The organism is Rickettsia canadensis str. McKiel, from assembly GCF_000014345.1.
GTDB classification, from domain to species: Bacteria; Pseudomonadota; Alphaproteobacteria; order Rickettsiales; family Rickettsiaceae; genus Rickettsia; species Rickettsia canadensis.
Genome location: NC_009879.1, coordinates 808,643 through 835,215, shown reverse-complemented (window position 1 = coordinate 835,215; position 26,573 = coordinate 808,643). Strand labels below are relative to the sequence as shown.

The following is a 26,573-nucleotide window of genomic DNA, read 5'->3' as shown; positions in this document are numbered from 1 at the left end:
AAAAGCAATATTTTTAACTGGATCCTACTACGGTCAAGTCGTGGAATGACAATCATTTTTGGATTCCCGCGTTCGTAGGAATGACATCAAATGCTTTTTTTGAATCCATGCAACACTGCCAACTCACATTAAACCATTTTCTTTAACTCATAAATTAGCTCAAGTGCTTCTTTAGGAGATAATTTATCAGGATCAATAGTTCTAAATTTTGCGTATAATTTGTTGCTTATAGTAGTTTTATTAGGTTTGAGGTTAAACAAACTGAAGTTATTTGATTCCGTCGATAAGATATTTTTGCCTTTAATGGTAGAAGTTTTTTCAAATTTAAGCAGAATCTGCTCCGCTCTATTTATAACACTTGCAGGAAGACCTGCTAAGGCTGCAACATGAATACCATATGACCTATCCGCAGCACCTGAGATAATATTATGTAAAAACAGAATATCTTTACCTAACTCCTCAATAGCGATAGTATAATTTTGTAAAGCCGGTAGAAAATTACTCATAAAGGTTAGTTCATGATAATGTGTAGCAAAAAGACAGCGGCATTTCAGCTTATCATGGATATATTCAAGTACTGACCATGCTATAGATACGCCGTCGTAAGTAGACGTGCCTCTACCTACCTCATCAAGTATGATTAGTGAGTTTTTGGTAGATTGAGCAAGAATTGCCGAAGTTTCAAGCATCTCTGCCATAAATGTTGATTGTCCCTTAATTAAATCATCGGCAGCACCTATTCGGCTAAATATTTTATCGACTACTCCTATTTTGGCACTTTTTGCTGGTACAAACGACCCTATTTGAGCCATTATTGCAATAATCGCATTTTGTCGTAAGAAAGTACTTTTACCTGCCATATTAGGACCGGTAATTAACCAAATACGCTCAAACTCCGATAATCGGCAGTCATTATATACAAAGCTTTTGCTTTCTCGCTGCAGTGCTTTCTCTACTACAGGATGTCGTCCTTTAACGATATTAAAACTTAAATCATTGGTAAATTCAGGCTTAACATAATCATATTCATCAGCAACATAAGCAAAATTACAAAATACGTCAAGTCTGCTTAAAGAGATTGCAAGCATTCGTAAATAAGAAGATTTTACAATTACTTGCCTACAAATATCGGCGTATAATGCTTTTTCTAAGCTTATTACTAAAGTCTTAGCATTGACTAGGTTACTTTCAAGCTTTTGTAATTCATTAGTAGTATAACGTACGCTGTTAACTGTTGTTTGACGGTGAATAAATTTAGGATCAGTAATTTTATTAGCATTTTTAGCAGTTATATCGATAAAAAGACCTATAACATTATTATGGCATATTTTTAAACTATCTATACCTGTTTCTTTACGATATTGATCTCTTAGCTTTTCAATATGTAATTTCCCGTTATTAATTAAATCATGTAATTGTGCTACTTTCGGATGATATTCATGTTTTATTATACCGCCTTCATTTAAGTTATGTGGAGCATCTTCCCGTATTGTTGCCTCTATTAAATTATATAATTCTTCGTTGCCTGTGAGAGGTTTAATAATTTTTTCAATAAAATCAGGTAAATTAACACCGTAAACATCAAAAAATACTCCTTTAATAATCGTCGCCGTTTCTAAAGTATATTTAATACTCAGTAAATCATGACCTGAGCTTCTATTCATTGTAATACGGGTTAAGCATCGTTCTATATCGCTAATTCTTTTTAAGTATTCACGGATTTTTGAAACTATTGCCGGATTAGAATAAAAGAAATCAGTAATATTTAAACGTTGATTTATTTTGGTAATGTCGGTTAAAGGACTCGAAAGAAAATTATATAATAAACGTCCACCTTGTTTAGTAACTGTATGATTAATGGTGCTTAGTACACTTCCTTTCGAGCCGCCTTGTGAGTTTGTTACAATTTCAAGGTTGCGTCTAGTTGCAACATCAATAGCCATATAGCTATGAAAATTGATAATCCTAGGGATCGGCAAATGAGGGATATTTTGTTTTTGCGTTAACGATAAATATTCTAAAATGCTACCTATAGTACAAATTTGACCGCTAGATATCTCGCCAATTCCTTTAATATCTTTCATTTTATAAAAATCTAAAATAATTTTTTCACATTTATTAACTGCAAAAAAACTATCTACTTGATAGGTAATACGAAAATTTAATTGTTTGAAGATATTATCTGCAAGATTGGAAGATCTTAGATTTTCACTAAGTAAAATTTCACGAGGTTTTAAACGGGCAAGTTCATTAAGAATTTCGGCTTCCGGTACATTAACTACAAAAATTTCAGAAGTAGAAAGATCAACATAACAAAGGCTAGCTGTTTCTTTATTTTGTGGTATTACAAGACTTGCTAAATAATTAGGTTCGTCTGAAGCAATGAAATTTTCTTCAATTATAGTACCTGGAGTTATAATCCTTGTAACGTCTCTACTAACTACCGCTTTATAACCGCCTTTATTTTTTGCTTCTTCAGGTGTTTCGAGTTGATCACAAATAGCAATTTTATGATTTTCTTTGATTAACTTAGTTAAATAGTTCTCAAGAGCATGATAAGGTATACCACACATTGGAATTTCTTCTTCACCGTTTTTGCCTCTTTTTGTTAGAGCTATGCCAAGTACTTTACTTGCAATAGTTGCATCCTCATAGAACATTTCATAAAAATCACCCATTCTAAATAATAGTAAACAATCTAAATGAGCAAATTTAATGTCTAGATATTGCTGCATCATTTTCGTCGCAACATCATAATTATATTTTTGTTTAAACTCTTGAAGATTCATATTAAGCAGTATCATACTCTTATTCGGAGTACATATTGTTTTATCAAAATCATATAGGAATGTCTCATTAAGTTAAAGATATATTTTTGGAGAAAAATTAAATAACTGAAATTTAATTAATAATGCTGCATTATAAAATGATTTCTGCATTTATACTGAAAATATTTAAATTAGATCATTATGAACACACAGCTTGTCGCTCTTACTAATAGAGGGCAAATGACAATTCCAAGTTATATTAGAGAGAAATTAAATTTATCTACAGGAAGTAAGCTAGCACTAATAGTACAAGATAATTCTTTTATACCTATAAATAAATCAGTTAAAAACTTGAAACATATTTTACCAAAATACTCTAACTATAGATGCAATGAATGCAATTATTAAAGTTGCATATGATAGGCATTGAGATACATATTCTAATTCGTTACTTAACTGAAGACGATATTAGTTTTAGGTATTAGAAGAAGGCTATCAATATTCAAAAGAGCAAATAATTTTAGTACTAAAAAGAAATTTTTAGTATAATTGAATTTAGTTTTGAGAATCACCAAATCTTATGGTTATTTGTTTTAAAATACGAAAATTATACAACAGATTTTCCCAATATATTAGATAGGTAAGCTAAATATATTTAATGGTTGTAATTATACTGTTACTGTTGATAAAGCTGCAAGCAACCTAACAATGTTTAATAGTTTATAAAATTACTTTATTTGATAAGCGGGTGCTATGTCTGCCTCCTTCAAATTTAATGGTTAAAATAATGGTTAAAAACCTATCTTTAATATTAAATACTATTTCATGGTCTATGGTTTTTACATCAAGTATTAGGATATTGGCGTCGTTATGAGCTTTAGCATTTTCAGCAGTTATATATCATTGCATAAAGTGGCTCTTATTTCTGAGCTGCAATTAGCAGTGATAGACATACCTACCCCCGTATCATTAATTAAAATACCGATAGGTGCTAAAAAATTTTCAATAATAGTATCTACCACTTTCTTAGCGTAATCAGGATAATCAACGGTTTGTGTATTATTTGTTCCGCAATCATAAATCTTTTAAAGATTTATGTTCTAAATAATCGATAATTTAAGATTTAAGCTTGTAACCTGAATGGTCACTAGCAACAATAATTATAAGTTTTCATAGTGTATTTTTTGATGTAAAATAATGATAAAATTATATACTATGTAAGATTTGCTTTCTAATGTAAATAATAGTTTTGTTAAATATATGAAATATCCTGTTGCACTTAGTACTATTATATGTTTTTGTTTAATTGCTTGCGTTGATCAACCACCTGCTCCAATTGATTATAAAGTGGGTGCTATTACTGCAAATAATAATCCTACCGAACTAGATTACGATGAAGATTACGATGAAGGATTAATAGTTCAAAGAACTATAGAAGATACTACTACATCAGAAAAAGTTAGTGGTATTCTTGAAGAACCAAAGGCAAAAATTATAGAAGATGATAATGATAATATTGAGATCCCTATATTTCAGCATGAAAACGAAGATGAAGAAGTGATAGAACAATTAAACTTTGCAAAACCGTTAAACGGGGTAATTATTACCGAGTTTAAAGCTGGTAAAAGTAAAGGGATAGGTATTGCAGTTAAAGAATATAGCGAAGTTAAATCTATAGCTGCAGGAACGGTAATATATTCAGGTTTTAATAAACAATTCGGTAATTTAGTAATAGTTAAATTAGATAAAGACGATCTAGAAGTAGCATATGCTAATTTAGACGATTTATTACTTAACAAAGGTGATAAGGTTGCTAAAAATAGTGTTATCGGGCATGTAGAACATCAGTTATATTTTGCTATGCGTAAAGACAAAGTAGCAGTTGATCCAAGCAAATATATACCTAGCCTAAATGAATAATAATAGTATTTTAAATGGAAGATTTTGTTACTATGACCAAAAAATATGGCGAACCTCAAAATGTTATAGTAAGGAGAAGTGTAAAGCTAAAAATATAGCTATCCGCATTATACGTCTAAAGGGGCAGAGCTTGTATTACCTACTTAAGGTAAAAGATGAAAAAGATTATAATTTTTCTGTTAAGTAAAGAATATTGGGTTAGGCAAAAATTACGTCGTAATGTAACTGAGATACCAAAGGATGAAGATAAGATTTTTATTTCAGGTAAATCTTATGAAATATAAAAATCAGGTAAAACTAAATGATTCTACATTAGAAGTGTATTGAGTAGGATACTAAAAAACTTAGTATAGAACTATTCTTTAAAAAGCAATTATTAGCAGAAATAAAAATAATAGTAGAGAATATATCCAAAAAACATAATTTTACTTATTCCAATATTAGAATAATGAAAAATATTACTTGTTGGGGAATTTGTTATAGTAGAGGAAACCTTGCTTTTAATTGGCGATTAGTTTTTGCTCCCTTTTGTGAAGTACTGTAATATTTAGTAGGTCATAAAATGGCACATTTGAAAGACATGAACCATAGAGAAAATTTTTGGTAGCTAGTTTAGGATACCAACCGGCAAAATTATGGCTGAAAAGAAAAGATAAGAATTTATATAGTTATTTGTTATAAGGGGTAAGGTTTGCCTATGTGGATCAAAAAGTACAGGATGTCATACCGCATGGCTTGACCACGGTATCAAAAGAATAATTTAAAAAGACTAGATCACGTGATCAAGCTGCTGGATGATATTAGATCACTACTTTCGTAGGCATGACATAACAACGTAATAATTGCAACAAAAAATACAGAGGATAGAATGCACAACACCACAAAAAGATTAGTAGTCCCGGCACTAGAAGAAATCTTATACGAGCCTATAAAAGTGTTAGATCACGGCTTTATTAGAGTTATTGACTATATGGGAGATGATAGTGCTATAGTACAAGCAGCACGTGTTTCTTACGGTAAGGGGACAAAGCAGTTAAACCAAGATAAAGGGTTAATACATTACTTACTGCGACATTATCATACCACCCCTTTTGAGATGTGTGATATCAAATTTCATATTAAGTTACCGATATTTATTGCAAGGCAATGGATTAGGCACAGAACAGCTAGTGTTAACGAATATTCGGCAAGATACTCTATTGTAGGCAATGAGTTTTATCTACCTGAACCGGCAAATATTGCTTCGCAATCTGCCGTAAATAAACAATGTAGAGAGGGTGATAGTGTACCAAAGGCAATAGCAGAAAAAGTATTAATGATTCTTGAAAAGGATGCTAGGCAGTGCTATGGGCATTATACGGAGCTGATGAATACTGATGCAGAGGGTAATATTATAGATGAGAATGCTATAGGTATAGCAAGAGAACTTGCCCGTATGAATTTAACTTTAAATTATTATACTGAATGGTATTGGAAGATTAATTTACATAATTTGCTTCATTTTTTAAGGTTGCGTGCCGATTCTCACGCTCAATATGAAATTAGGGTTTATGCCGAAAAAATGCTTGAGATAGTCAAAGTTTGGGTACCTTTTACTTATGAGGCTTTTGAAGAATATCGTTTGCATGGAGCAACTATTTCACGTAAAGGTTTGGACGTAATTAAAAGAATGATAAAAGGTGAAAAAGTTACTCATGAAACTAGCGGTATGACTAAAAGAGAATGGGAAGAGTTAAGAACGATTTTTCTTGGTAGTTGATTTTTGATGTTATACCGTGGCTTGACCCACGCTATCCGTTAAAAATTAAAAAAGACTGGATTTTTCCGGCGATCAAGTTATGGGATTACAACTGATTTACCGTCCTACACAAAAAAGCTTGTGCGAGAATGACATAAGGTTATTTAACAACCTCAACGGAATCTGATAAAAAGGAGTATTTTGAGTGAGAAATATTATATATTTTATACTATTATTATTTAGTTGTACTGGTTATGCACTTGAAACAATAAACATTGAGTGTGGGCGAGCTGACCCTACACCTATAGCAGTAAATAAGTTTGATGCTGATACTTCTACTAATAATATAGTAGGTCATGATGTGGTTAAAGTTATCTCTAATGATTTAAAGCTTTCAGGATTATTTCATCCTATTTCCTCTGCATCTTTTATAGAAGACAAGACAGGAATAGAAGATAAACCGCTTTTTGCTGCGTGGCGTCAAATTAATGCTAGTCTTTTAGTAAACGGTGAAGTTAAAAAACTAGAAAGCGGCAAGCTTAAAATTAGTTTTATATTATGGGATACGTTGCTTGAAAAACAACTCGTCGGTGAAATTCTTGAGGTACCGGAAAATTTATGGCGAAGAGCCGCACATAAAATTGCTGATAAAATTTATGAAAAAATTACTGGTGATGCTGGCTATTTTGATACCAAAATAGTGTATGTATCAGAAAGCAGTTCTTTACCAAAAATAAAAAGAATCGCTTTGATGGATTATGACGGAGCTAATAATAAATACCTTACCAATGGAACGTCACTAGTACTAACCCCAAGGTTTGCCCGTTCAGTGGATAAGATCTTTTATGTTTCATACGCAACTAAAAGAAGAGCACTTATTTATGAAAAAGATTTAAAAACAGGAAAAGAAAGTATAGTCAGTGATTTTGCAGGTATCTCTTTTGCTCCTAGATTCTCACCGGATGGTAGAAAAGCCGTAATGTCAATAGCTAAAAACGGCTCGACCCATATTTATGAAATAGACCTTGCTACTAAACAGCTGCATAAATTAACTGACGGTTTCGGTATTAATACTTCTCCTAGCTATTCACCAGATGGTAAAAAAATTGTGTATAATTCCGATAGAAACGGTGTTCCTCAATTATATATTATGAATTCAGACGGTAGTAATGTTAAGCGTATTAGTTTTGGCGGAGGTTCTTACGCTGCTCCTAGCTGGTCGCCTAGAGGAGACTATATAGCATTTACTAAGATTACTAGAGGAGAAGACGGAAGCAAAACTTTTAATATCGGAATTATGAAAGCATACCCACAAGATGATGAGAATAGTGAAAGGATAATAACAAGCGGATATTTAGTCGAAAGCCCTTGTTGGTCGCCTAACGGACGAGTTATTATGTTTGCTAAAGGTTGGCCGTCAAGAGCTAAAGTTCCAGGCAAAAACAAAATTTTTGCAATTGACCTAACAGGTCATAATGAAAGAGAAATTATAACCCCTGAAGATGCTTCTGATCCAGAATGGTCTATGGTACTGAATTAATTAATAAGTATTGTTGCATAGATTGGAAAACGTTTTAATGTTATCCCGCAACTTGATCGTTGGATCCAGTGAAAATACTAAAATTATTAGTGTTTTAAGTTGTTTGTCTGGATGCTGTGATCAAGTCACGGCATGACATTTACTGCTCTACTATGTTTTAAAATAAACTTTTTTATTTTTTCAAACGCCGTATTCTCTATTTGTCTAATACGTTCCTTAGAAATATTATACTCACTACTTAAAATATCTAGAGTTTTAGGAGTATCTTTTAATTTACGCTCTGTTAAAATACGAAGTTCCCTATCGTTTAAAATCTTCATAGCACTTGCTAGTAAGTGCTTTTTAGTAGTATAATTTTGCTTATTAATAGCCATAGCTTCGGGAGTAGGGCGTGTTTCCGGTAATAATTCTATTAGTTCTCCTGATTCTGTATCGTCACTATTTATAGAGTTATTTAACGATAAATCAGGACCTGAAATTCTAGTATTCATTTCGGAAACTTCATTAACTGAAACACCTAGCTCATCTGCTATTTGTACAAAATCATCAGTAGTAATAGCCCTTGAATATAAATTAGTAATTTTATGCTTAACTTTGTTAAGGCTAAAAAATAACTTTTTTTGTGCGGCTGTTGTGCCCATCTTTACTAATGACCAAGATTTTAATATATATTCTTGTATGGCGGCTTTAATCCACCACATCGCATATGTTGATAGGCGAAAACCAAGTTCAGGGTTGAATTTTTTTACTGCCTGCATTAAACCTATATTACCTTCTGAAACTAATTCGGTAATAGGAAGACCGTACGTCCTATAGCCGCTTGCAATTTTCGCAACAAGCTTAAGATGGCTAGTTACTAATTTATGTGCAGCTTTTAAATCATTTTCCTCTAAATAGGATTTCGCTAATAAAAATTCTTCTTCTTGTGTAAGTGAAGGGATTTTATTGATTTTCTGTAAATAGCTATAAAATCCTGATTCGCTAGAGATTGCTAATGCATTAATATTATTAGTCATACTAACCTTAAAAAACTATTTTCTTTATACTAACATATATATGATCTAAAATAAACTTTTTCTAGAGTATTTTTAAATAAAATCCAATAATGTCTAAAAAATCTAATAGAAATTTTGCTTTTTCCTTACTAGGCTTAATAATCAGTATGGTGTTACTAAGTTTTGCTTCCGTACCTATTTATGATTTATTTTGTAAAGTTACAGGATATGGTGGCACTACTGTCAAAGAAACGGTGAGTGTATATTCTAAGACAAAAGGCACTAAGCCTATAATTATCGAGTTTGATTCTAATGTTGATAAAAAATTGCCTTGGCGTTTTATTCCAAGGCAACAAAGAGTGCAAATTGTTCCAGGGCAGAATACTCTAGTGTTCTATGAAACAGAAAATTTAAGCAATAACGATATAATAGGGACATCCGTATATAATGTCACTCCTAACAAAGCAGGAAAATATTTCATAAAAATTCATTGTTTTTGTTTTGAAGAACAATTATTAAAAGCCGGTGAAAAAGTCTTAATGCCGGTTACGTTTTATATAGATAAAGATTTTGAGCTTGATCCTGAAATGCAAGACGTTAAAATACTTACCTTATCTTATAGTTTTTTTAAAGTTCGAGATGTTAAATTTAATAAATAATATTGAATCCTAAAAGCAATCTTTATAATTTACTTTTTATTTGTATTACATTTCGCAAAATTAAGAATTAGTTTTGTACATAGAATTTAATAATATCAGGAGTTTCATAAATATTAAATCTTTTTATCAATTTAGAATTTGCTCATTAACAGAGCTTTCTTTAACTATGATAAATAATGTAACTAATTTATGCAAAAAATAATATTAAATCATAAAAATAACCGTATTTCTAAGTTAATTTACTCTATTATTTCTTTCTTATATCAACTTGTTACTACTTCTACATTTTTTTATAAATCTCTGTTTTTTAGACGATTTAGCTGCTAATTAATCTTAATTATTAAGTCTCTATGAAGATTTCTAAAAAGATTTAATTTTGATTATTTTTTGCTGCAAATTATAAGATTTTTTTTGAAATAGGAGTAACTATTCCTTCAAAAATCTTATTAATTTTCAAATACCTCAAAATAGCAAATCAATAAGCAATCTTTATAAATTCTAATTTTTTATTCCTTATTTTTTATAAGTTTTTATAAGATTTAATATGAATTTTATAAAAAACTCTAAGAGCATACCTATGCTGCTTGTAACTAGCTATAATAGTATTATTTAACACTTGTTGAAAATCCTTTAGGTGCATCATCTAAAGTTATTACTGCTATTACTAAAACTGCATCAGTTATTAATTACTTATCCGAATGAATATAGGTTAATTGAAGCTCTCGCTAAACATTATAATATCAGTAGCACTAATGTTATAGTTGAGGCAGGAGCAAATCAACTACTTGAAGATGGAAAATATATTCTTTAAATCAAGGTATTATTGTGCCACCAGTTAGTCACTTTTCCTGAATCTATAGCATATAATTACAAACCTTGGTGTGGATACAAAAACTATTCTGCTTAAAACTGATTTCACTTTAGATTTAAAAGACTTATTTACGGGACTAGAACTGGATATTGCACTAATACATATATGCAACCCTAATAATCTAAGTGAATTAATTTCTGATTTGACTGTCCCACTGCTGATTTTAGAGGCATGTGCTGATTTTATAGGTGATATTCTTAATTATGCAATTCATGAAAACATTATTTAGTACCATCTTTCTCAAAAGCATATGGTCTTGTAGGGCTTCGCATGGGCTATATCGTTGCTTCAGAAGCAAGAATTAATTACATGAAAAAACGGTTATGTTCTTATCGCACTAATGCACTTGAAATTGTAGGGGCCATTAATGCTTTACACGATGCTAAAATATCTTAATGCGTCAGTAAATTATTTATTACAGGAAACATTATATCTGATGGATTTGCTGTGAAAGTTTTGGGTGTTGAGGTAAATTCCTTCACAGGGTCAAATAGCAGTAGTCAACTGTAGTTTGTATGAAATGCTAGAGCATATTTGTATTGTCCGGCAAAAATATTAATAAACAATTTATTTTAACTTAAAAATTATAAGAGATTTGTATAACTAAAGACAATATTTCCATAGAAAATGCTCTATCACTAGTTAGTTATAATATTAATCTTTTACAAGAAAAGTCAAATATAATGTACGTGTTAAGCCTGTGGTCAAAAAATGGATTAAGTATCGGGCTACCACCTATCGATGTAATGTAGATGTTAATGACTACTACAAATTTTATTTAACAAAAATCAAGGTAATAACTCAAAGTTAATTATTATTCTTGCTAATAGTATGGTAAAAGAAGAGCGGAGAAGATATTAATGAATTAAGGAGTTGTATTGTATTGAAGTCTATAAGAAGTCTCTTAGTAACTTGCTAGATATGTGCTAAAGATGAAAGAAGATACAGAAATAGAAGATAAAGACTTGGAAGACAATATAGATTATGAAAATATATGTGAGAGTATTAAAAGTACTGCAAAAGCACAATGGATAACTAACAATGATTCAGGACATCCAAAATATATTATATCTAAGATGGCTATTATTAATTATTTACATATACACAAAAATGTATGAGTAAACATTGGTTGGATTTATAAGAAATCTAAAAATTAACTTAAAGGTCTTACTAAACCAGAAGTATTAAATAAAAGGGATGAGTTAAAAAGTGATAGATCTTATGAAGATATTTGTTCTAATGAAAATCTTAAATTTCGATATTATAGTGCAGGAATTAAGAAACTACATAAAGGCAACATTCAGGAAGTATGTCCATATATTGCTTATTATAAAATTTATCTCTTAGGTTATAGTAATACACAAAAAATACCACAGAATCAAAACAATAGAATTGGATGCCTAAAATTTTATTGGAATCACAAATAAGTAATCATTTTTAACTATTTCTAATATGCTAAATTATGATAATGATGTTGAAATTTTATGATAACTCTTAGACTATAGAAGGCTTATCCATAGTCTTTATAATCTAATATTCTCGATAACCCATTTACGAAGTCTAACAATCGGCGGAGTATTTATAAGAGCAGTAGAAGGTAAAACTTTGCCATTAGTATTAAAATTAATTATAGGTTCTATACCATATATGCTATACCAATGTTTTAACGGTGAGCTATCTGAATATTTACGGTGAAACCAAGATAAAAAAGGCATTGTTTCTTTATACTCTATTACTTTAACCGCTTGTGGATTTTTGTGATATATAAGGCTAAGTACTGATTGATCGGCATGATGCCATTTATATTCATTATAATTAGGGTAAATGTTATAATTTTTACCTGAAAGAATTCTAATATCTTCACAACTTTTTAGCCATTTTTCAATAAAAGAACGAGAAAGCTCGGTATTACGCACAATAATAACAGCACTCCAAATGTGATCGTCATTTCTGCATTCGTCAGTAAGACAATCCATTAAAGCAAAAGTTTCCCCTTTAACAAAACTACCGTTTTTACGATTGCGATCATGTACCAGTAATACATCATTATTGCCTAAAAGATTTGTTAAATTACTGATATGCTTTTTAATAACAAACGCTGAATCTAAATATACTATAATAGCTCCTTCCGGTGCATTTTTCATTGTTTCAAGTATAATATAAGGCTTCCATAGCCATAAACCTGCTCCTGTAGGTTCATTAAAAATTTCTTGGTTTTTTTCTATAAATATTTGATTAAGGTGTTTTTTCTTATAGTTAAATATGAAATCTATACCTTTATTAATTGCATAATGATTTGTTGCATTCTGATTACGATAAATATATTCAGGGCCATCAGTATAAGAAACTAAATAAATAGGTTCTTTTATAGAATTTTGAATAGATAAATCTACTTTTTGTAGTGATAAGTCATTAATAAAACCTTGTCGTGCATATTCTAAAATAATCAGTATTAAATAAATTAGTATTAATGTAACAACTGTTTTGTATAATATTTTAAATAACATATTTTTTAAAATTTTTTAGGCTACATCAGTTACAAATGCTATAAATTCACATTTTTTATTTTTTTGCTGGATTGCCATGGCTCCGAGCAAATGCTCGCAATGATGCAATTGATAATTATTAAACAATGCTAATTATAGCATTTTAATATATCAAAAGATAGTGTTGTAATTTAATTATAAATCTAGTATAACTCCTTGTTTATTTTAGGTTCTTATGATTAATTTAGGTGATAAGCAGTCTATCATAGTTGTTGCAATGTCTGGCGGTGTTGATAGTGCGGCAGTTGCAGCAATGCTGCATGCACAAGGATATAACGTAATAGGTATTACCTTGCAGTTATATGATCATGGTATGGCAGTAGGCAAAAAAAATGCCTGTTGTGCCGGTCAGGATATTTACGATGCTAAAATGGTAGCGAATAAGCTGGGTATTCCTCATTATGTACTTGATTATGAGAGCAAATTTAAAGAGTCGGTAATAGAAAATTTTGTTGATAGCTATTTACAAGGTGAAACACCGCTTCCGTGCGTGCAATGTAATAAATCGGTAAAGTTCAAGGATCTAATTAAAACAGCTAAAGAGCTTGGAGCAGCTCAGCTTGCTACCGGTCATTACGTACGAAAAATAAACGGTGATAACGGAGCTGAATTACATATAGGGATTGATCCGGCAAAAGATCAGAGTTATTTTTTGTTTACAACAACTAAAGAGCAATTAGACTATTTAAGTTTCCCTCTAGGTTGGTTTACTAAGGATGAAACACGAAAGCTTGCTAGTAAATTCGGGCTTGAGGTAGCAAATAAGCCTGACAGCCAAGATATTTGTTTTGTACCTGATGGAAATTATAAGAATGTAATAAATAAAATACGTCCAGGTAGTAGTAAAAAAGGTAAGATTATTCACGTAAACGGATTTGAGCTAGGAGAGCATAGCGGTATAATTAATTATACTATAGGGCAACGTCGAGGGCTTGGTATAGCTTATAATGAACCTTTATATGTGATAAAGATTGATCCTAATAATAATATAGTATATGTAGGACCGGAATCCGCACTAAATATGCAGGAATTTATAATTAAAGATGTGAATTGGCTTGCAGATGAGATTAAAGATAATGAGAAGCTAGAAGTAGCCGTTAAAATTCGCTCAACAAGACTGCCTAGTTTAGCCGAAATAAGTAAACTTGGTGACGATAAAATGAAAGTAAAATTTTTATCCGAAGAAAAAGCCGTTGCCCCTGGGCAAGCATGCGTTATTTATGATGGCGAGAGGGTACTTGGCGGTGGCTGGATTACTAGGGATATTATTATCACACTGTGATTTGATTCACAGGGTCCAAAAAAATAAAAAAGACTGGATCCCGTAATCAAGTCGCGGTATGACACCAAAAAGAATTGGCTTCTCGCATACGCAGGAATGACATCAAACTAATAATTATATAATAAAACAGTACGGAGAAACTAATGAGTTTTTTAAAGAAGAAAAGCTTTGAATCTATAAAGGAGATAGGCAGCAGCTCAAACGGTCTTAGCAAGACGCTTGGAGCGTTCGATTTAATATTACTAGGGCTTGGTTCAATGATAGGTACCGGTGTATTTGTTGTTACCGGTATAGTTGCTGCTAAATACTCAGGACCTGCAGTAATGCTATCTTATGCGATTGCAGGTATTACCTGTATTTTCGTAGCACTTGTTTATACCGAACTTGCTGCAATGCTTCCAACTTCCGGAAGTATTTATACTTACTCCTATGTAGCATTTGGCGAAGTATTCGCCTGGATGATCGGTAGTGTTATAATATTAGAACTTGGTGTTGCTGCGGGAATAGTAGCGGCTGGTTGGTCTGGTTACATACAGGGAATACTAGCGGCTGGTGGAATTAACTTACCGAAAGAGCTAACTACAGTACCGACAAACGGGGGGATAGTAAATCTACCGGCATTTTTAATTTCAGTATTTATTGGGTTTATTTTATATTTAGGTACTAAAGACAGTAAGCGACTAAATGCAATTTTAGTTTTTATAAAAATGGCTGCAATATTTGTCTTTATACTTGCTGCTGTTCCACATTTCGATGCTACTAACTGGAACAATTTTATACCGTTCGGTTTTAGTAATGTTTTAGTGGGTGCATCTATTTTATTCTTAGCTTTCACAGGTTTTGGAACGATTGCAACCGCAGCTGAGGAATGTAAAAATCCAAAACGTGATATAATGATTGGTATTATAGGCTCACTTGTTTTAACGACTATAGTTTATGTAACGATGGCAGGACTTGTTACCGGTATTGCGCCTTTTAATCAGTTAAATAACGATCAACCGCTTGCTTATGCTTTAACTATTAATCATAGCAAGATTGGTTCTGCTATAGTCGCAACTGGTGCTGTTTGCGGTATGATGACGGTGTTAATGATGAATATATATGGAACGTCACGTATTTTCTATGCGATTGCACGTGACGGTTTATTACCGAAAAGTTTTGCAAAACTACACCCAAAATATGATAGCCCATATATTACGATTATAATATTTGCATCTCTTGCAGCTATCCTTGGAGGCTTTTGTGCTACGGAATTATTAACGCAATTTACTTCAATGGGAGCACTTATTGATTATATCACAGTCACAATAATAGTGGTATTATTTAGGATAAAGTTACCTGATGTACAAAGACCTTTTAAATGTCCTTTAGTATTTATTATTGTACCGTTTATTTTGATTGCTTGTGCATATTTATTATTGATTCAAATATATGACAGTGAACTTAATCTATTAACGGCAGGTCGTGCATTAATATATTGGTTTATTACAATATTTGTTTTATATATTGTAAGATCATTTTTTATGAAAAAAAAACAAAATTAAGTGTTACATGTCATATACCGTATCTTGATGACAGTATCCAGTTAAAAATTAACAAAGACTGGATCCCGTGATCAAGTCACGGGATTACAATAAAAGTTACTGGATTACCGCTTCTGTGGGAATGATATAGAAAACTCATACTACAAAAACAAAATTAAACAAATGCTAGATAAACTCCAGCCACTTCGTGGCATGAAAGATCTTTTGCCGGATGATTATAAAGTTCACGACTATATAATTAATAAAGCAAGAGATGTTGGAGTATTATACGGCTATAAACAAATGAGTACTCCTATCCTCGAGTATACTAAAGTCTTCAATCGTTCAATGGGCGAAAGCTCTGACATAATCAGTAAAGAAATATATAGTTTTTTAGATAAAAGCAATGAATCTGTAGCGCTTAGACCTGAGTTCACGGCTGGTATTATAAGAAGTTTTATCTCAAACAACTTACGACATAAATTACCTTTAAAGTTCTTCTCTACTGGCCCTATTTTTCGCTATGATAGGCCGCAAGCAGGACGTCAAAGACAATTCCACCAACTCAATTACGAATATATCGGTGCTAAAGGAGCAATGACTGATGCCGAAACTTTAAAGTTAGCGGTAGACATACTTAAAGCACTCGAAATAGAGCAGGATACTACCTTAGAGCTTAACTCTCTTGGATGTAGTGAATCAAGAAGCGTTTATCAACAAAAATTGGTGGAATATCTAAATGATTTTAAAAATCAGTTATCAGAAGAGAGTAGAGTAAGGCTGATCAAAAATCCAATGCGGATTCTTGATTCTAAAAACGAAATTGATCAAAAAATAGTAGCTGCTGCTCCGATCTTGTCTGAATATTATACCGATGAATCCAAAGAATATTTTGAGGATTTAATAAAATATCTCAATATTTTAGGTGTAAAATATAGAATAAATCCACGTTTGGTTAGAGGGCTTGATTATTACTGCCATACTGCTTTTGAATTCACGACTTTAAAGCTTGGAACGCAATCTACTATTCTGGCCGGCGGACGTTATGACGGGCTTGCTAAAATCATGGGTAATAACGATGATATGCCGGCTATTGGTTTTGCTGCCGGTATTGAGCGAATTGCTTTAATGCGAGAATATAATGTATCTTTATTAAGTCTAGTAGTTGTATTACCTATAGGTAAAAATAATATTTGTTATGCTCTAGAAATTGTAGATAAATTGCGAACAAAAAATATTGCTACTATTATAGAACCCACTGGTAAAATAGCTAAAAGAATGCAGCGTGTTTTAAATGAAAATGCTAAATTTATTATTTTCATAGGTGATGAAGAGCAAGCAAATAATAATTTAAAACTTAAAGATTTAGAAACACAAGAAGAATATATACTTGATTTTGCGAAAACTCTTGAGTTATTGAAGAAGTATTAAATATTCTCAATCATTTCTAAATTTAACCTAACATCTAAATTATAAATAATTTAGCCATGAGTTATGGTACATAAATATTATTTACCTATGTGAATTTGTATATCAACAATAATAAAAGATATGGTCTTGTAGGTAGTAATGGAGCAGGTAAGACAACTTTTTTAAAATTTAAAATAAAAAAGAAGAGCTGGTTTTTAGTGAGATTAATATACCACACAACGATTGTCTTAAGTTTTATATTATGCTATATAATAAAATTCCAGTTGATGATGAATAACAAATTTTTTTTACTTCATCATGATTACCGTACTCATCAATATTTAATAATAACTTCCCCTGCGCCATCATATTTAACTTTAACAGTATTCTTTTTAATAAGCTTAATCCCGTTTACTACGTGTTTGTAGTGTATTATGCTTTTTTTGAAGCAAAAATACAAAATTTTACTTTTATCAAATCTATCATAAATTTTTTTAGAAATTGTACCGTAATAATCGAATTCTCTATGTTTACCTAGGAATATAGCCATACCCCCTTACCCCCTCTGCTACTTCTTGATTATCAACTGTAATTTTAGCTTCTTTAGGAATATTCTAAGACTCATTTTGCAAAGCACTTTCAACATTTTGGAAAATCTTTTCAAATTTTTCAGCAGTTAATTTAGACTCGTTATCTGCTATTAAAGTAGTACTTAAGAACTTCTACTTTTTCATTGGGTTCGATTCATTGGGTTCGAGAGTATTATTTGAGGTAACATATGATTTGGCTCTATGTAACTATGAAGTTTTGTAAGAGCCTTGCCATATTAACTTATTTGATACCACAGTATCTTTAAAAGATTAGAAGCCGTGTTAAATTGTGTAGTACATATGGCTAGTTATAATGTTAGAAGTATATTACCTGAGAAATCACTAAGTGCTTTTAGTTTTTCATTTAATATTGATTGCTGTTTTTTTTGTAATTGTTTGTTTATGTGAAATTTTGTTATAAAAAGCCATATATTCCATATATTCGCAACCTGCATATAGCGATGAGTAGAAGGAGTAAGGTATTTTTATTAATTGAAATTCACTTCTCACTTTTGTAAGAAATTTCTAAGAAGTATTTTATATATCCTTCCGGTACATATTGTATTAAACTAAATTTCCCTTGTATTTTATAATTAGAACATAAATTACATAAATTATTATTGCTGTATGTTGTTTGGTAGCAGTGCGAAAGCATATTCATAATATTTGGGGGATGTATTATAATATACCGTTTTCTCATAAGCATAAGCTGTTCTATAATAGTACTCTCCTAAAATTTTTTTTAGTATTAGTTTGGCTTTAGAACTGTTACAATGTGATGAGAAGATTGTAAAATTTTACTATTAAAAGGTTATTCTAAAAATAATAATAAAGAAGTTTAAGAATACATTTTAATAGACTGTTTAATTTAAAATAGGTTATTACTTAACAAGAATTGCTTGAGATAGTCCTAGCTGCGATGTTATTCCAGCAAGGCATTGTTGCTTGGATTGAAAACACGTTCGGTTGTTATACCTTGGCTTGATCCCAGTATCTAGAAAACAGCCTATAGTACTTTTAATATTATAAGGATCCCACGATTAAGTCGTGGGATGATAGGGGTAGAATCAATCCACTTAACAATACTGCTTCTGCTGGAACGACATACAAGTATATACCACCCATGCTCAAGATTATTCATAAATTATCACCAAAATAATTATAATAGTTATCTACAGAACCTAGAAAATCAGATTTATAAATGCAGTATTATATTCATAAGGAGATGATAAATTTTGCAATTTTAAAGTATTTTCTTTTAGCAATTGGTAATTATTTGATGATTTGTGCTTTGATAAATTGAAATATTTTCTTGCTCAGTAGTTTTAATCTTAGACATCATTACAAGCTTTAATTTTTGAATATCTATCTTTTTGTTCTTCGTGTCAAAAATAATGTTCATAATCTTTATAATTTTTTAGAAGATTTAATATAAATTTCTCTATAGTTTAAAGACAAACTTTTAATTGATTTATATTTAAGGTTTTATTTCTTCTTATCTTTTTTTAATAATGTCATTAGATAATATTACTAATTCTTCATTAGAATGTTGTTTATGGTGCTTAGCTTGAATGATTATATCAAACATCTCAGTTTCTAATTTCTTCTGAGGTAAATAATTGTTTGTATTTATTAAGTCATGGACCAAACGCTATAGATTAAATATTGAATTAATTCCATATGCAACCATAAGTTCAATTTAAGAGCGACGCTTTATATAAAAGATCGAAGTAGGTTAAGTAATAGTTTAAAGCAGTATATGTCATTCTGTGACTTGTGCACTAGGTCCAGTCTTTTTTTATTTTTTTCTAGATACAGTGGTCAAGCTACAATATGACAACACCGCAGTGTTTTTTTAAGAGCCATACAAAAACACTGAATTGACCACTAAAAAATTTCACATAACCTAATGACAAAAAGAAAATAACTATATATTATTTTAGCATATATTTACTTAAGGAAGTTATGAGTACGGATATTAATAATATTAGTGGCAGTTTAGAAGTCGTTACACAAGATCATTTGTCGATTTTTTCTTTAATAAGCTCATCCGACATTATAGGTAAATCGGTTATGTTGATTTTGTTTATTGCTTCTATTTGGTCATGGGCTATTATTTTGAATAAAATATTTAAGCTAATGCAAGTACAGCGAAGAATGAGGGCATTTGAAAATGTGTTTTGGTCAGGGAGAGTACTAGAACAGTTATATGATAGTATAAAAAGATCTGTTAATAATCCGTTAGCTTTAATTTTTGTTTCAGCTATGGATGAGTGTAAAAGCTTAAATAGCAAAGGGCTTTCCGATGCACTTAAAAATAATCATAAAGGGCGTATAACTGGTGTAATGTACTTAGCTCAGAATAGAGAAATTGAAAAGCTTGAGAAAAATTTAAGCTTTTTGGCAACTGTTGGGTCTAGTAGTCCTTTTATAGGTTTGTTCGGTACTGTTTGGGGGATTATGCACAGCTTTCAGTCAATCGCTACTTCAAAAAATACTTCTCTTGCCGTAGTAGCACCAGGGATTGCCGAAGCATTACTTGCAACAGCTATAGGTTTATTTGCAGCTATTCCGGCAGTAATTTTTTACAACTATCTTATTTCCCGTATTATTCTTATCAACAATAAAATTGAAGATTTTATTAGTGAGTTAAATTCTATACTTTCCAAGGCAATTGATCAGGAGAAAATGTAATGGCTATAAAGCTTGCCGGAAGTAATAGAAAAAGCAAAAGAGTGGTAGTTAGCGAAATTAACGTTACGCCGCTTGTTGATGTGATGCTTGTGCTATTAATTATTTTCATGATCACTTCTCCAATGCTAGTTTCAGGTATAAACGTAGATTTACCTGATACAAATTCTAGCCCGATTTCAGGGCAGGATGCACCGCTAGTCGTTACCATCAATAACAAAGGTGAAATTTTCTTGCTTGAAACTCCTATAGAGAGAGCATATTTAGCCGACAAGCTTGCAAATATCACTAAAGAAAAAAAGGATGCTAGAATTTTTGTAAGAGGCGATCGAAATATCTCTTATGGGCAGGTAGTAGAGATAGTTGCTGAAATTCATGCTGCCGGATTTGCTCGTGTAGCTCTTATTTCAAATATTAAACATAATGAAAAGTAACGATCAAAAAAATAGTGATAATTTTACGATTTTCCTTAGTTGTTCTATTGTTCTGCACTTACTTCTTTTATATTTTTTTCTATTCGGTATGCCCTCGCTTTTTGAAAAATTACCAGAAGAGCAAACTATCACTTTTGAAATATTACCTGTTAGCGATAAATCCAATATTATCACTCAGACAAAACAAAAAGAAGCACATATAGAAAACGAAGATGCTAAAAAGTCTGAGCAGAGTAAGCCTAAAGCAGAACCACAAGACTCGCCTAAAGAAGAAAAAGCACAAGAAATCGAGACTAAAACATTAGAAGAAACGCCAAAAGTAGAAGAGAATAAACCTATAGAAGACCCAAAGTCTGAAGAGGTAAAAGAGCTATTGTCTGAGAAGAAAGAAGAGATCAAAGAAGAAAAGTCTAAAAAAGAGGAAAAAAAACAAGCAGAAGAAAAGAAGAAGTCTAAAAAAAAGCCAAAGGAGGTAAAGAAAAAAGAACCTAAAACTGATGAGCTGGATTCGTTACTTAAGAATTTAGAGCAATCTTCAGAAGGGGATAATGTCAAATCCAATAAGCATAAAAGATCAAAAAAAGTTGATAATGCAAAAGGAGCTAAAGGTATTTATACGGAAGGGCTGCCTCTTTCCGATAGTGAAAGTGCGCTAATAAAGCGACAGATTGAAAGACATTGGAGTAACATACCGGCAGGGGTTAGAGGTAATAATAAAGTAAAAGTCATTATTAGCATTACGCTAGATAAAGCGGGTAACGTTGAGCAGGTAAAAGTTCAAGAAAAAATTTGTCCTAATATTACGGCTAGCGTTTGTGAAGCTTTAGCGGATAATGCAATTAGAGCGGTATGGCAGGCAAGCCCTATCGAAAATCTTGATCCTGGACGCTTTAACCACTGGAAAGAAATTAATTTTAGCTTTGATCCGAGTAAGTTGTAGGGTGTATACTGCTTTTCTTTCAAAAGTAGTATTACATACTCCTTTTGCAAGAAGTGTAAAATAACTAGTATTCGAGATGTTATTAAAAATAAAGTTAAAGTAGCATTATTGAACTTGTTATCTTATATTTAGAAGGTAATAAATTGGTTGGGGTGTCTTTGTTCATAAAACCTAGTTATTATATTTATCATTTATTTTATAAATAAACAAAAACTCTATAACTTAAATGGCATAGATTTAGACCAAAATAGACTATCATAGAGCGTAATATTTTTGCTATTGTATTATATGTATAACCGTAGAAGAACCAGCATATAGTACTTAAGAATATATATTAGTCCGCCTTGAAAATATGTACGACCCCAAATACTAAAGATGCTATAATAACAGTTAAAATTTGCTGTTTTGGTAAAAGAGTTTGTAATATTCTTTGCTAAAATATACAAATCACTGATAGAGAAAATTATTAAAGTCGGCATTACCTTATCAAAATTTAGATACATAGTAAATGGTAACTGTACTTATATTAATAGTATGTTAAAAGAATTCTAGAACTTTATGAAAGGCAAATATAGTAAAACCTAACGAGATTAATATAAATTATAATGTTTTTATTATCTTATTTAGTTGCAAATTAAAATAGGACATAAGTAATAGCAGAAACCCCTATAATATTTATTATACCTTGATAACATACCTTGATAACAAGCTGTGAAAATCGTATAATGCTTATGCCTAAATATGTAGGTCTTTTATCACGACAAAATAAAGATATTCAGATTGTTGGAAAAATATAGGGATAGTTAAGGATAGCAAAAACCTTTTGTAAAAAACTATTTTTAATATATAATTATTATTTAACATTAAAAATAGAAAAAAGAAAACATAAAAGATAATCATAAGAAAGACCAATAAAATAAATATAGCATTGGAAGATTTTATGAAAGATATAGAGTTTTGGGAAAAAAATTTTGTAAGCTGTAAGTATTCAGATAAATTAATTGAAAGGCTTTTATTTTTAAATACCCAAGTAAAACAACCTGTTGATATTAGAGAAGTTAAAAAAGGTATTTATTATGCTCGTAAATATCATGGGGAGCAAATGCGTCAATCGGGTGACCCTTATTATTCTCATCCAATCGCAGTAACAATTATGGTAGCAGAATTTGTAGCAAAAGAAGTTCCTAAACTCTTTACTTTTAGAATGCTACAAGCTGCATTACTTCATGACACTATTGAAGATACTGAACTGACTGAAGAAATGATTAGCAATATTTTTGATGAAGAAGTAGCAAGGCATGTAGAAGGTCTAACTAGAATAAAACCTTGTGGAAAAATTAGTGCAGCAAAAAATCTTAATTTATTAATTAAACAAAAAAGATATGATACTGCTCTTATAAAACTTTTCGATCGAATACATAATTTACAAACTTTAGGAGCTCAATCGCCTGAAAAAGCTCATAAAATAATTAAAGAGACATTAAAAAGCTTCCTAGTTTTAAGTGAAATGCTTGAAATATCTTTAGTTTCAGAGCTTATGTATGCTGAATGTTATAAAAATAATTTAAAGTTTAATATAAACTCTGCTTTTCATAAACTTATAAACTTCGATGCTTTTCCATTTTCTCAAAATAAGTTACTCCCATGAAGAAAGTTATACCTACCGGTATGAAAATTAAAAACAATCCCCAGTATCCTAAATAATTAGTAATATAAACTAAACCAAATGACGTTATAATATAAGTAAATAATTTTGCTATTGCACTTAGCATGCTAGTATATGTAAATCTCTTAAAAACTGGAAAATATTTATAAAATATAGGAGCTGCTGGTACGTGATCAAATACGAATAATGCAGCTAAACATTGAAAAATAAAAATATATAAAGGGGTAGGATTATAATTTAACATTATAGGGAAAAAAATGAGAGAGGTAAAAAATAGATATAATTTTATTTTTAATATTTTTAAAGGATGGATTTTATAGCTAATGAATGCAAGACTGATAATACCGAGTAAATCTACTATAGATACCCAAAAATTTTGATTTATAATTTGATTTGGAGTAAATCCGCATTCTCTTTTTAATATATCACCGCAATATATATACACAAAATAAAAACACGGAGGTCTAGCACACTGGATAAAGAAATACCAAATAGAAGTGGCGTTCGGAACTTTTGGATCTAGAATATCTGTGTCAATTTCTTCAAGCATAATATTATTTTCTTGAAGTCTTAGTTTTAATTTATTTCTTTTATTTGAAAATGCATCTGCTTCTTTTAAACTAGTCCTTGCAATAGTACCGACAAAAGCGATAGTTGCCCCAACGAAAAAGGCTATACGCCAACTTGATTCATGTTGATAAATATTTTGATTAGTAAAAATTGATGCAATACCTAGTGCTACAGTGGTGCCTATGGCAGAAAATACCGTTATAATTGCTACTAATGGATATTGTATAGGAGGAGCTGAATTTTCGGTTAAATATAACTCTGCACCTCGTGCTTCTGCAGTTGCCGACATACCTTGAATTATACGACATATAGTAAGAACCCAAGAGGCTGTTATACCTATCTGTGCATATGTTAGCATACTACCTATAATCACACAAGTAATAGCCATTAATAAGGTAGTTAAAACAACTACAATCTTACGTCCAAAATGATCGCCTATATACCCAAATATTAATGCTCCTATAGGTCTTAGCAAATAGGTAGAACAGAAAGAAAAGGCAGTAAGCAATGAAAAAGTGAAAGGATCATATTCCGGAAAAAATAAATTATTTAAAAGGATGGCCATATGTACATAAAGCATAAGATCAAAATACTCTAGAAATGTACCTATAGACAGTAATCCAACAGCTTGTTTTTGTTCTTTATTTAAACTTCTTTGTTCTTGTTCATAGCCTAACATAGCATTTATATAATTAGTATTGTACAATAAGCGTTACACTTTGTTGGTTAAAAGTCAATAAATTATTAAGAAATTTTAATGATAATATTCATTAAAAATTCTTAATATATTACTATTGGATGAAATTTTCAAATTATCTATTTTTCTCTGAAAGCTTTAAATGCCGTATCGGTAACGGGATCAAGTAAATATCTAAGTAGTGTTCTTGTACCTGTTACGATTTGTACTTCAGCTTGCATACCGGGGTGTAGTGCAAGATTTTTAACTTTAGCAACTTTGTTAAATTTATCCATATCGATTTCAATTCTTGCAACATAATAATTATCTTGTTGTTGCCCCGGATGCTGTCTTTCATCTTGTACTATATCAGGGGATATACTAACCACTTTACCGGTAAATGTTGGAGTTGTTCTTGATTTAAATGCACTGAAACGTATTTTTGCAACTAATCCCTCATGTACTGAATCAATATTTTTTTGAGATACCTTTGCTTCTATTATTAATGGATCATTAATCGGTGAAATTTCCATAATAGTTTGTCCATGACCTATAACACCGCCAATTGTGTGATATTTTAAATTATTAACTACACCGTCAACAGGTGATCTGATTATCACACGATTCAGCGAATCCGTCAGGGCATTATATTTTTCTTTAAGGCTTGCGGTTTGTACTTGTGCATCACGAAGCTCTGTTAAAGTTTTTTCAGTATATTTATTTTGTAGGTTTATAATACTAATTTGGCTTTCAGTAATAGTATGACGTGTTCCTGCTATTTCGGCTTCAGTTGTTGCAATCTCGCTTTTTGAAGCTGCAACTTTTGCCTCTTGGTCTAATAAGGCTGCTTTTTGTACAAAGCCTTTTTCTTTTAGCGTTCTTAAAGCTTTTAAACGGTCTTGATAAACTTCAGTTGTTTTAGTAGCTGCAACTTTTTTTGCTTCTAAACCTTCAATTTTTTTCTCGAGTTGAGCAATACGTTGATATAATGCATCTTTCTCTGAGTTATATATTTCTTTTCTAGATCTAAATAAATTTTCCTGGGTATGAATTATTTTAGCTACTTCCGGCAAGTTTATATCTTGCATTAGAAAATCAGAAAATTCAATTTGTTCTAAATTATCACGTTCGGCAATTAAACGATTTTCAGTTGCTAAAAAATGACGGTACTGACCAAGAATATTTTCATGCTCACTTTTTATTCTAGTTTCTTCAAGCTCTATTAACTTATCGCCTTCTTTGACTTTATCACCTTGCTTGACGTAAATATTGTTAATTATTCCGCCTTCATGATGTTGGATTATTTTTTTATTTGTGCTTGGTATTACTATACCGATAGCTACGGCACCGCTATCAAGAGGTGCAAGAGCCGCCCATAATCCGCCTATCAATACTAAAAAGATAATAACATAAATACCGAAAAGTATAGGTGATCTTGCAGTTTGTACTACGTTATTACGATCTTTATCGATTGTCTTTGTAATAAAATTAACAAACCTATCAAGTTTTACTAATAGAAATTCTATAGCATTAGAAGTTTTCTTTAATGTAGTGTTTATTAAAGTTTTACATTTAGAGCTTTGACCTTTAAGGCTTAACGCATCTTCTTTTAAAGATAATAATTGTTTTAATTGTTCTGGAGTAATTTGAGGTTGATTATGTTTTAAATCCTGCATAAAATTTAGTCGTTATTATAATTTAGTCAGTGTTTGTCAGCGTTGCTTGTGATGTCATGCATGCGGAAGCAGGAATGA

Annotated in this window: 23 protein-coding genes and 2 pseudogenes; 18 read left to right on the top strand and 7 right to left on the bottom strand. The window is 31.0% G+C overall.

Features of this window, described 5'->3' with window-relative positions:
* Positions 1 to 128: 128 nt before the first annotated feature.
* Entirely contained in the window at positions 129 to 2,789 is a 2,661-nt protein-coding gene (mutS, locus tag A1E_RS03635; RefSeq protein WP_041405248.1) for a DNA mismatch repair protein MutS, read from the bottom strand.
* Positions 2,790 to 2,969: 180 nt separating this feature from the next.
* On the opposite strand from mutS, the gene A1E_RS05770 reads away from it, so the two are divergent.
* A complete protein-coding gene (locus tag A1E_RS05770; protein WP_012148938.1) occupies positions 2,970 to 3,176 on the top strand; it encodes an AbrB/MazE/SpoVT family DNA-binding domain-containing protein in 207 nt (68 codons plus the stop codon).
* A 312-nt stretch (positions 3,177 to 3,488) separates the two neighbouring features.
* Here the strand turns inward: A1E_RS05770 and A1E_RS03630 are convergent.
* A pseudogene (locus A1E_RS03630) lies at positions 3,489 to 3,942 on the bottom strand (RpiB/LacA/LacB family sugar-phosphate isomerase).
* A gap of 86 nt (positions 3,943 to 4,028) precedes the next feature.
* Between A1E_RS03630 and A1E_RS03625 the strand changes: the two are divergent.
* The 4 genes and pseudogenes from A1E_RS03625 (at position 4,029) to tolB (ending at position 7,966) form a co-directional block, all read left to right on the top strand.
* On the top strand, positions 4,029 to 4,688 hold the full coding sequence (locus A1E_RS03625; RefSeq protein WP_012148936.1) for a murein hydrolase activator EnvC family protein: 660 nt from the start codon (positions 4,029 to 4,031) through the stop codon (positions 4,686 to 4,688).
* A gap of 14 nt (positions 4,689 to 4,702) precedes the next feature.
* A pseudogene (locus tag A1E_RS05760) lies at positions 4,703 to 5,369 on the top strand (M48 family metallopeptidase).
* Positions 5,370 to 5,556: 187 nt separating this feature from the next.
* Positions 5,557 to 6,447, top strand: a complete 891-nt coding sequence (gene thyX, locus A1E_RS03615) for an FAD-dependent thymidylate synthase (protein ID WP_012148934.1) — start codon at positions 5,557 to 5,559, stop codon at positions 6,445 to 6,447.
* A gap of 184 nt (positions 6,448 to 6,631) precedes the next feature.
* Complete coding sequence (gene tolB / locus A1E_RS03610; protein ID WP_012148933.1) at positions 6,632 to 7,966, top strand: Tol-Pal system beta propeller repeat protein TolB; 1,335 nt, start codon at positions 6,632 to 6,634, stop codon at positions 7,964 to 7,966.
* Positions 7,967 to 8,091: 125 nt separating this feature from the next.
* Here the strand turns inward: tolB and rpoH are convergent, their stop codons facing one another.
* The gene (gene rpoH / locus A1E_RS03605; RefSeq protein WP_012148932.1) at positions 8,092 to 8,982 is read right to left on the bottom strand and encodes an RNA polymerase sigma factor RpoH; all 891 of its coding nucleotides are present in this window, start codon (positions 8,980 to 8,982) and stop codon (positions 8,092 to 8,094) included.
* A gap of 89 nt (positions 8,983 to 9,071) precedes the next feature.
* Between rpoH and A1E_RS03600 the strand changes: the two genes are divergently transcribed.
* From A1E_RS03600 to A1E_RS03590, 5 genes are all read left to right on the top strand, one after another.
* The gene (locus A1E_RS03600) at positions 9,072 to 9,620 is read left to right on the top strand and encodes a cytochrome c oxidase assembly protein (RefSeq protein WP_012148931.1); all 549 of its coding nucleotides are present in this window, start codon (positions 9,072 to 9,074) and stop codon (positions 9,618 to 9,620) included.
* Positions 9,621 to 10,254: 634 nt separating this feature from the next.
* Positions 10,255 to 10,431: a hypothetical protein gene (locus A1E_RS06275; RefSeq protein WP_155799168.1), complete on the top strand. Its 177-nt coding sequence runs from the start codon at positions 10,255 to 10,257 to the stop codon at positions 10,429 to 10,431.
* Between the two features lie 70 nt (positions 10,432 to 10,501).
* Positions 10,502 to 10,720: a hypothetical protein gene (locus A1E_RS03595; RefSeq protein ID WP_012148930.1), complete on the top strand. Its 219-nt coding sequence runs from the start codon at positions 10,502 to 10,504 to the stop codon at positions 10,718 to 10,720.
* A 41-nt stretch (positions 10,721 to 10,761) separates the two neighbouring features.
* Positions 10,762 to 10,887, top strand: coding sequence for a hypothetical protein (locus A1E_RS07180; RefSeq protein ID WP_012148929.1), 126 nt, complete (start codon positions 10,762 to 10,764; stop codon positions 10,885 to 10,887).
* Positions 10,888 to 11,423: 536 nt separating this feature from the next.
* Positions 11,424 to 11,609, top strand: a complete 186-nt coding sequence (locus tag A1E_RS03590) for a hypothetical protein (RefSeq protein WP_012148928.1) — start codon at positions 11,424 to 11,426, stop codon at positions 11,607 to 11,609.
* A gap of 405 nt (positions 11,610 to 12,014) precedes the next feature.
* Here A1E_RS03590 and A1E_RS03585 read toward each other — a convergent pair whose 3' ends face one another.
* The gene (locus A1E_RS03585) at positions 12,015 to 12,998 is read right to left on the bottom strand and encodes a glycosyltransferase family protein (RefSeq protein WP_012148927.1); all 984 of its coding nucleotides are present in this window, start codon (positions 12,996 to 12,998) and stop codon (positions 12,015 to 12,017) included.
* A 214-nt stretch (positions 12,999 to 13,212) separates the two neighbouring features.
* Here A1E_RS03585 and mnmA point away from each other — a divergent pair, with 214 nt between their 5' ends.
* The 4 genes from mnmA to A1E_RS07485 all read left to right on the top strand — a co-directional run bounded on the left by mnmA (position 13,213) and on the right by A1E_RS07485 (position 17,680).
* Positions 13,213 to 14,319, top strand: coding sequence for a tRNA 2-thiouridine(34) synthase MnmA (gene mnmA, locus A1E_RS03580; protein ID WP_012148926.1), 1,107 nt, complete (start codon positions 13,213 to 13,215; stop codon positions 14,317 to 14,319).
* 143 nt (positions 14,320 to 14,462) lie between these two features.
* Positions 14,463 to 15,863, top strand: coding sequence for an amino acid permease (locus A1E_RS03575; protein WP_012148925.1), 1,401 nt, complete (start codon positions 14,463 to 14,465; stop codon positions 15,861 to 15,863).
* Between the two features lie 162 nt (positions 15,864 to 16,025).
* Positions 16,026 to 17,273: a histidine--tRNA ligase gene (hisS, locus tag A1E_RS03570; RefSeq protein WP_012148924.1), complete on the top strand. Its 1,248-nt coding sequence runs from the start codon at positions 16,026 to 16,028 to the stop codon at positions 17,271 to 17,273.
* Between the two features lie 89 nt (positions 17,274 to 17,362).
* Positions 17,363 to 17,680: an ATP-binding cassette domain-containing protein gene (locus tag A1E_RS07485; protein WP_231259263.1), complete on the top strand. Its 318-nt coding sequence runs from the start codon at positions 17,363 to 17,365 to the stop codon at positions 17,678 to 17,680.
* Positions 17,681 to 19,100: 1,420 nt separating this feature from the next.
* On the opposite strand, the gene A1E_RS06260 is transcribed toward A1E_RS07485, so the two are convergent.
* On the bottom strand, positions 19,101 to 19,244 hold the full coding sequence (locus tag A1E_RS06260) for a hypothetical protein (protein WP_155799167.1): 144 nt from the start codon (positions 19,242 to 19,244) through the stop codon (positions 19,101 to 19,103).
* 563 nt (positions 19,245 to 19,807) lie between these two features.
* Between A1E_RS06260 and tolQ the strand changes: the two genes are divergently transcribed.
* The 4 genes from tolQ to A1E_RS03545 all read left to right on the top strand — a co-directional run bounded on the left by tolQ (position 19,808) and on the right by A1E_RS03545 (position 23,555).
* On the top strand, positions 19,808 to 20,536 hold the full coding sequence (tolQ, locus tag A1E_RS03560) for a protein TolQ (protein ID WP_012148921.1): 729 nt from the start codon (positions 19,808 to 19,810) through the stop codon (positions 20,534 to 20,536).
* Entirely contained in the window at positions 20,536 to 20,967 is a 432-nt protein-coding gene (tolR, locus tag A1E_RS03555; RefSeq protein WP_012148920.1) for a protein TolR, read from the top strand. Before tolQ ends, tolR begins: the two co-directional genes overlap by 1 nt.
* The gene (locus A1E_RS03550) at positions 20,957 to 21,907 is read left to right on the top strand and encodes an energy transducer TonB (RefSeq protein ID WP_012148919.1); all 951 of its coding nucleotides are present in this window, start codon (positions 20,957 to 20,959) and stop codon (positions 21,905 to 21,907) included. The genes tolR and A1E_RS03550 overlap by 11 nt, the downstream gene beginning before the upstream one ends.
* A gap of 940 nt (positions 21,908 to 22,847) precedes the next feature.
* Positions 22,848 to 23,555, top strand: coding sequence for an HD domain-containing protein (locus A1E_RS03545; RefSeq protein WP_012148918.1), 708 nt, complete (start codon positions 22,848 to 22,850; stop codon positions 23,553 to 23,555).
* On the opposite strand, the gene A1E_RS03540 is transcribed toward A1E_RS03545, so the two are convergent.
* Positions 23,506 to 24,822, bottom strand: a complete 1,317-nt coding sequence (locus A1E_RS03540) for an MFS transporter (protein ID WP_012148917.1) — start codon at positions 24,820 to 24,822, stop codon at positions 23,506 to 23,508. The genes A1E_RS03545 and A1E_RS03540 overlap by 50 nt on opposite strands.
* A 137-nt stretch (positions 24,823 to 24,959) precedes the next feature.
* A complete protein-coding gene (locus A1E_RS03535) occupies positions 24,960 to 26,495 on the bottom strand; it encodes an HlyD family type I secretion periplasmic adaptor subunit (RefSeq protein WP_012148916.1) in 1,536 nt (511 codons plus the stop codon).
* Between the last annotated feature and the right edge of the window lie 78 nt (positions 26,496 to 26,573).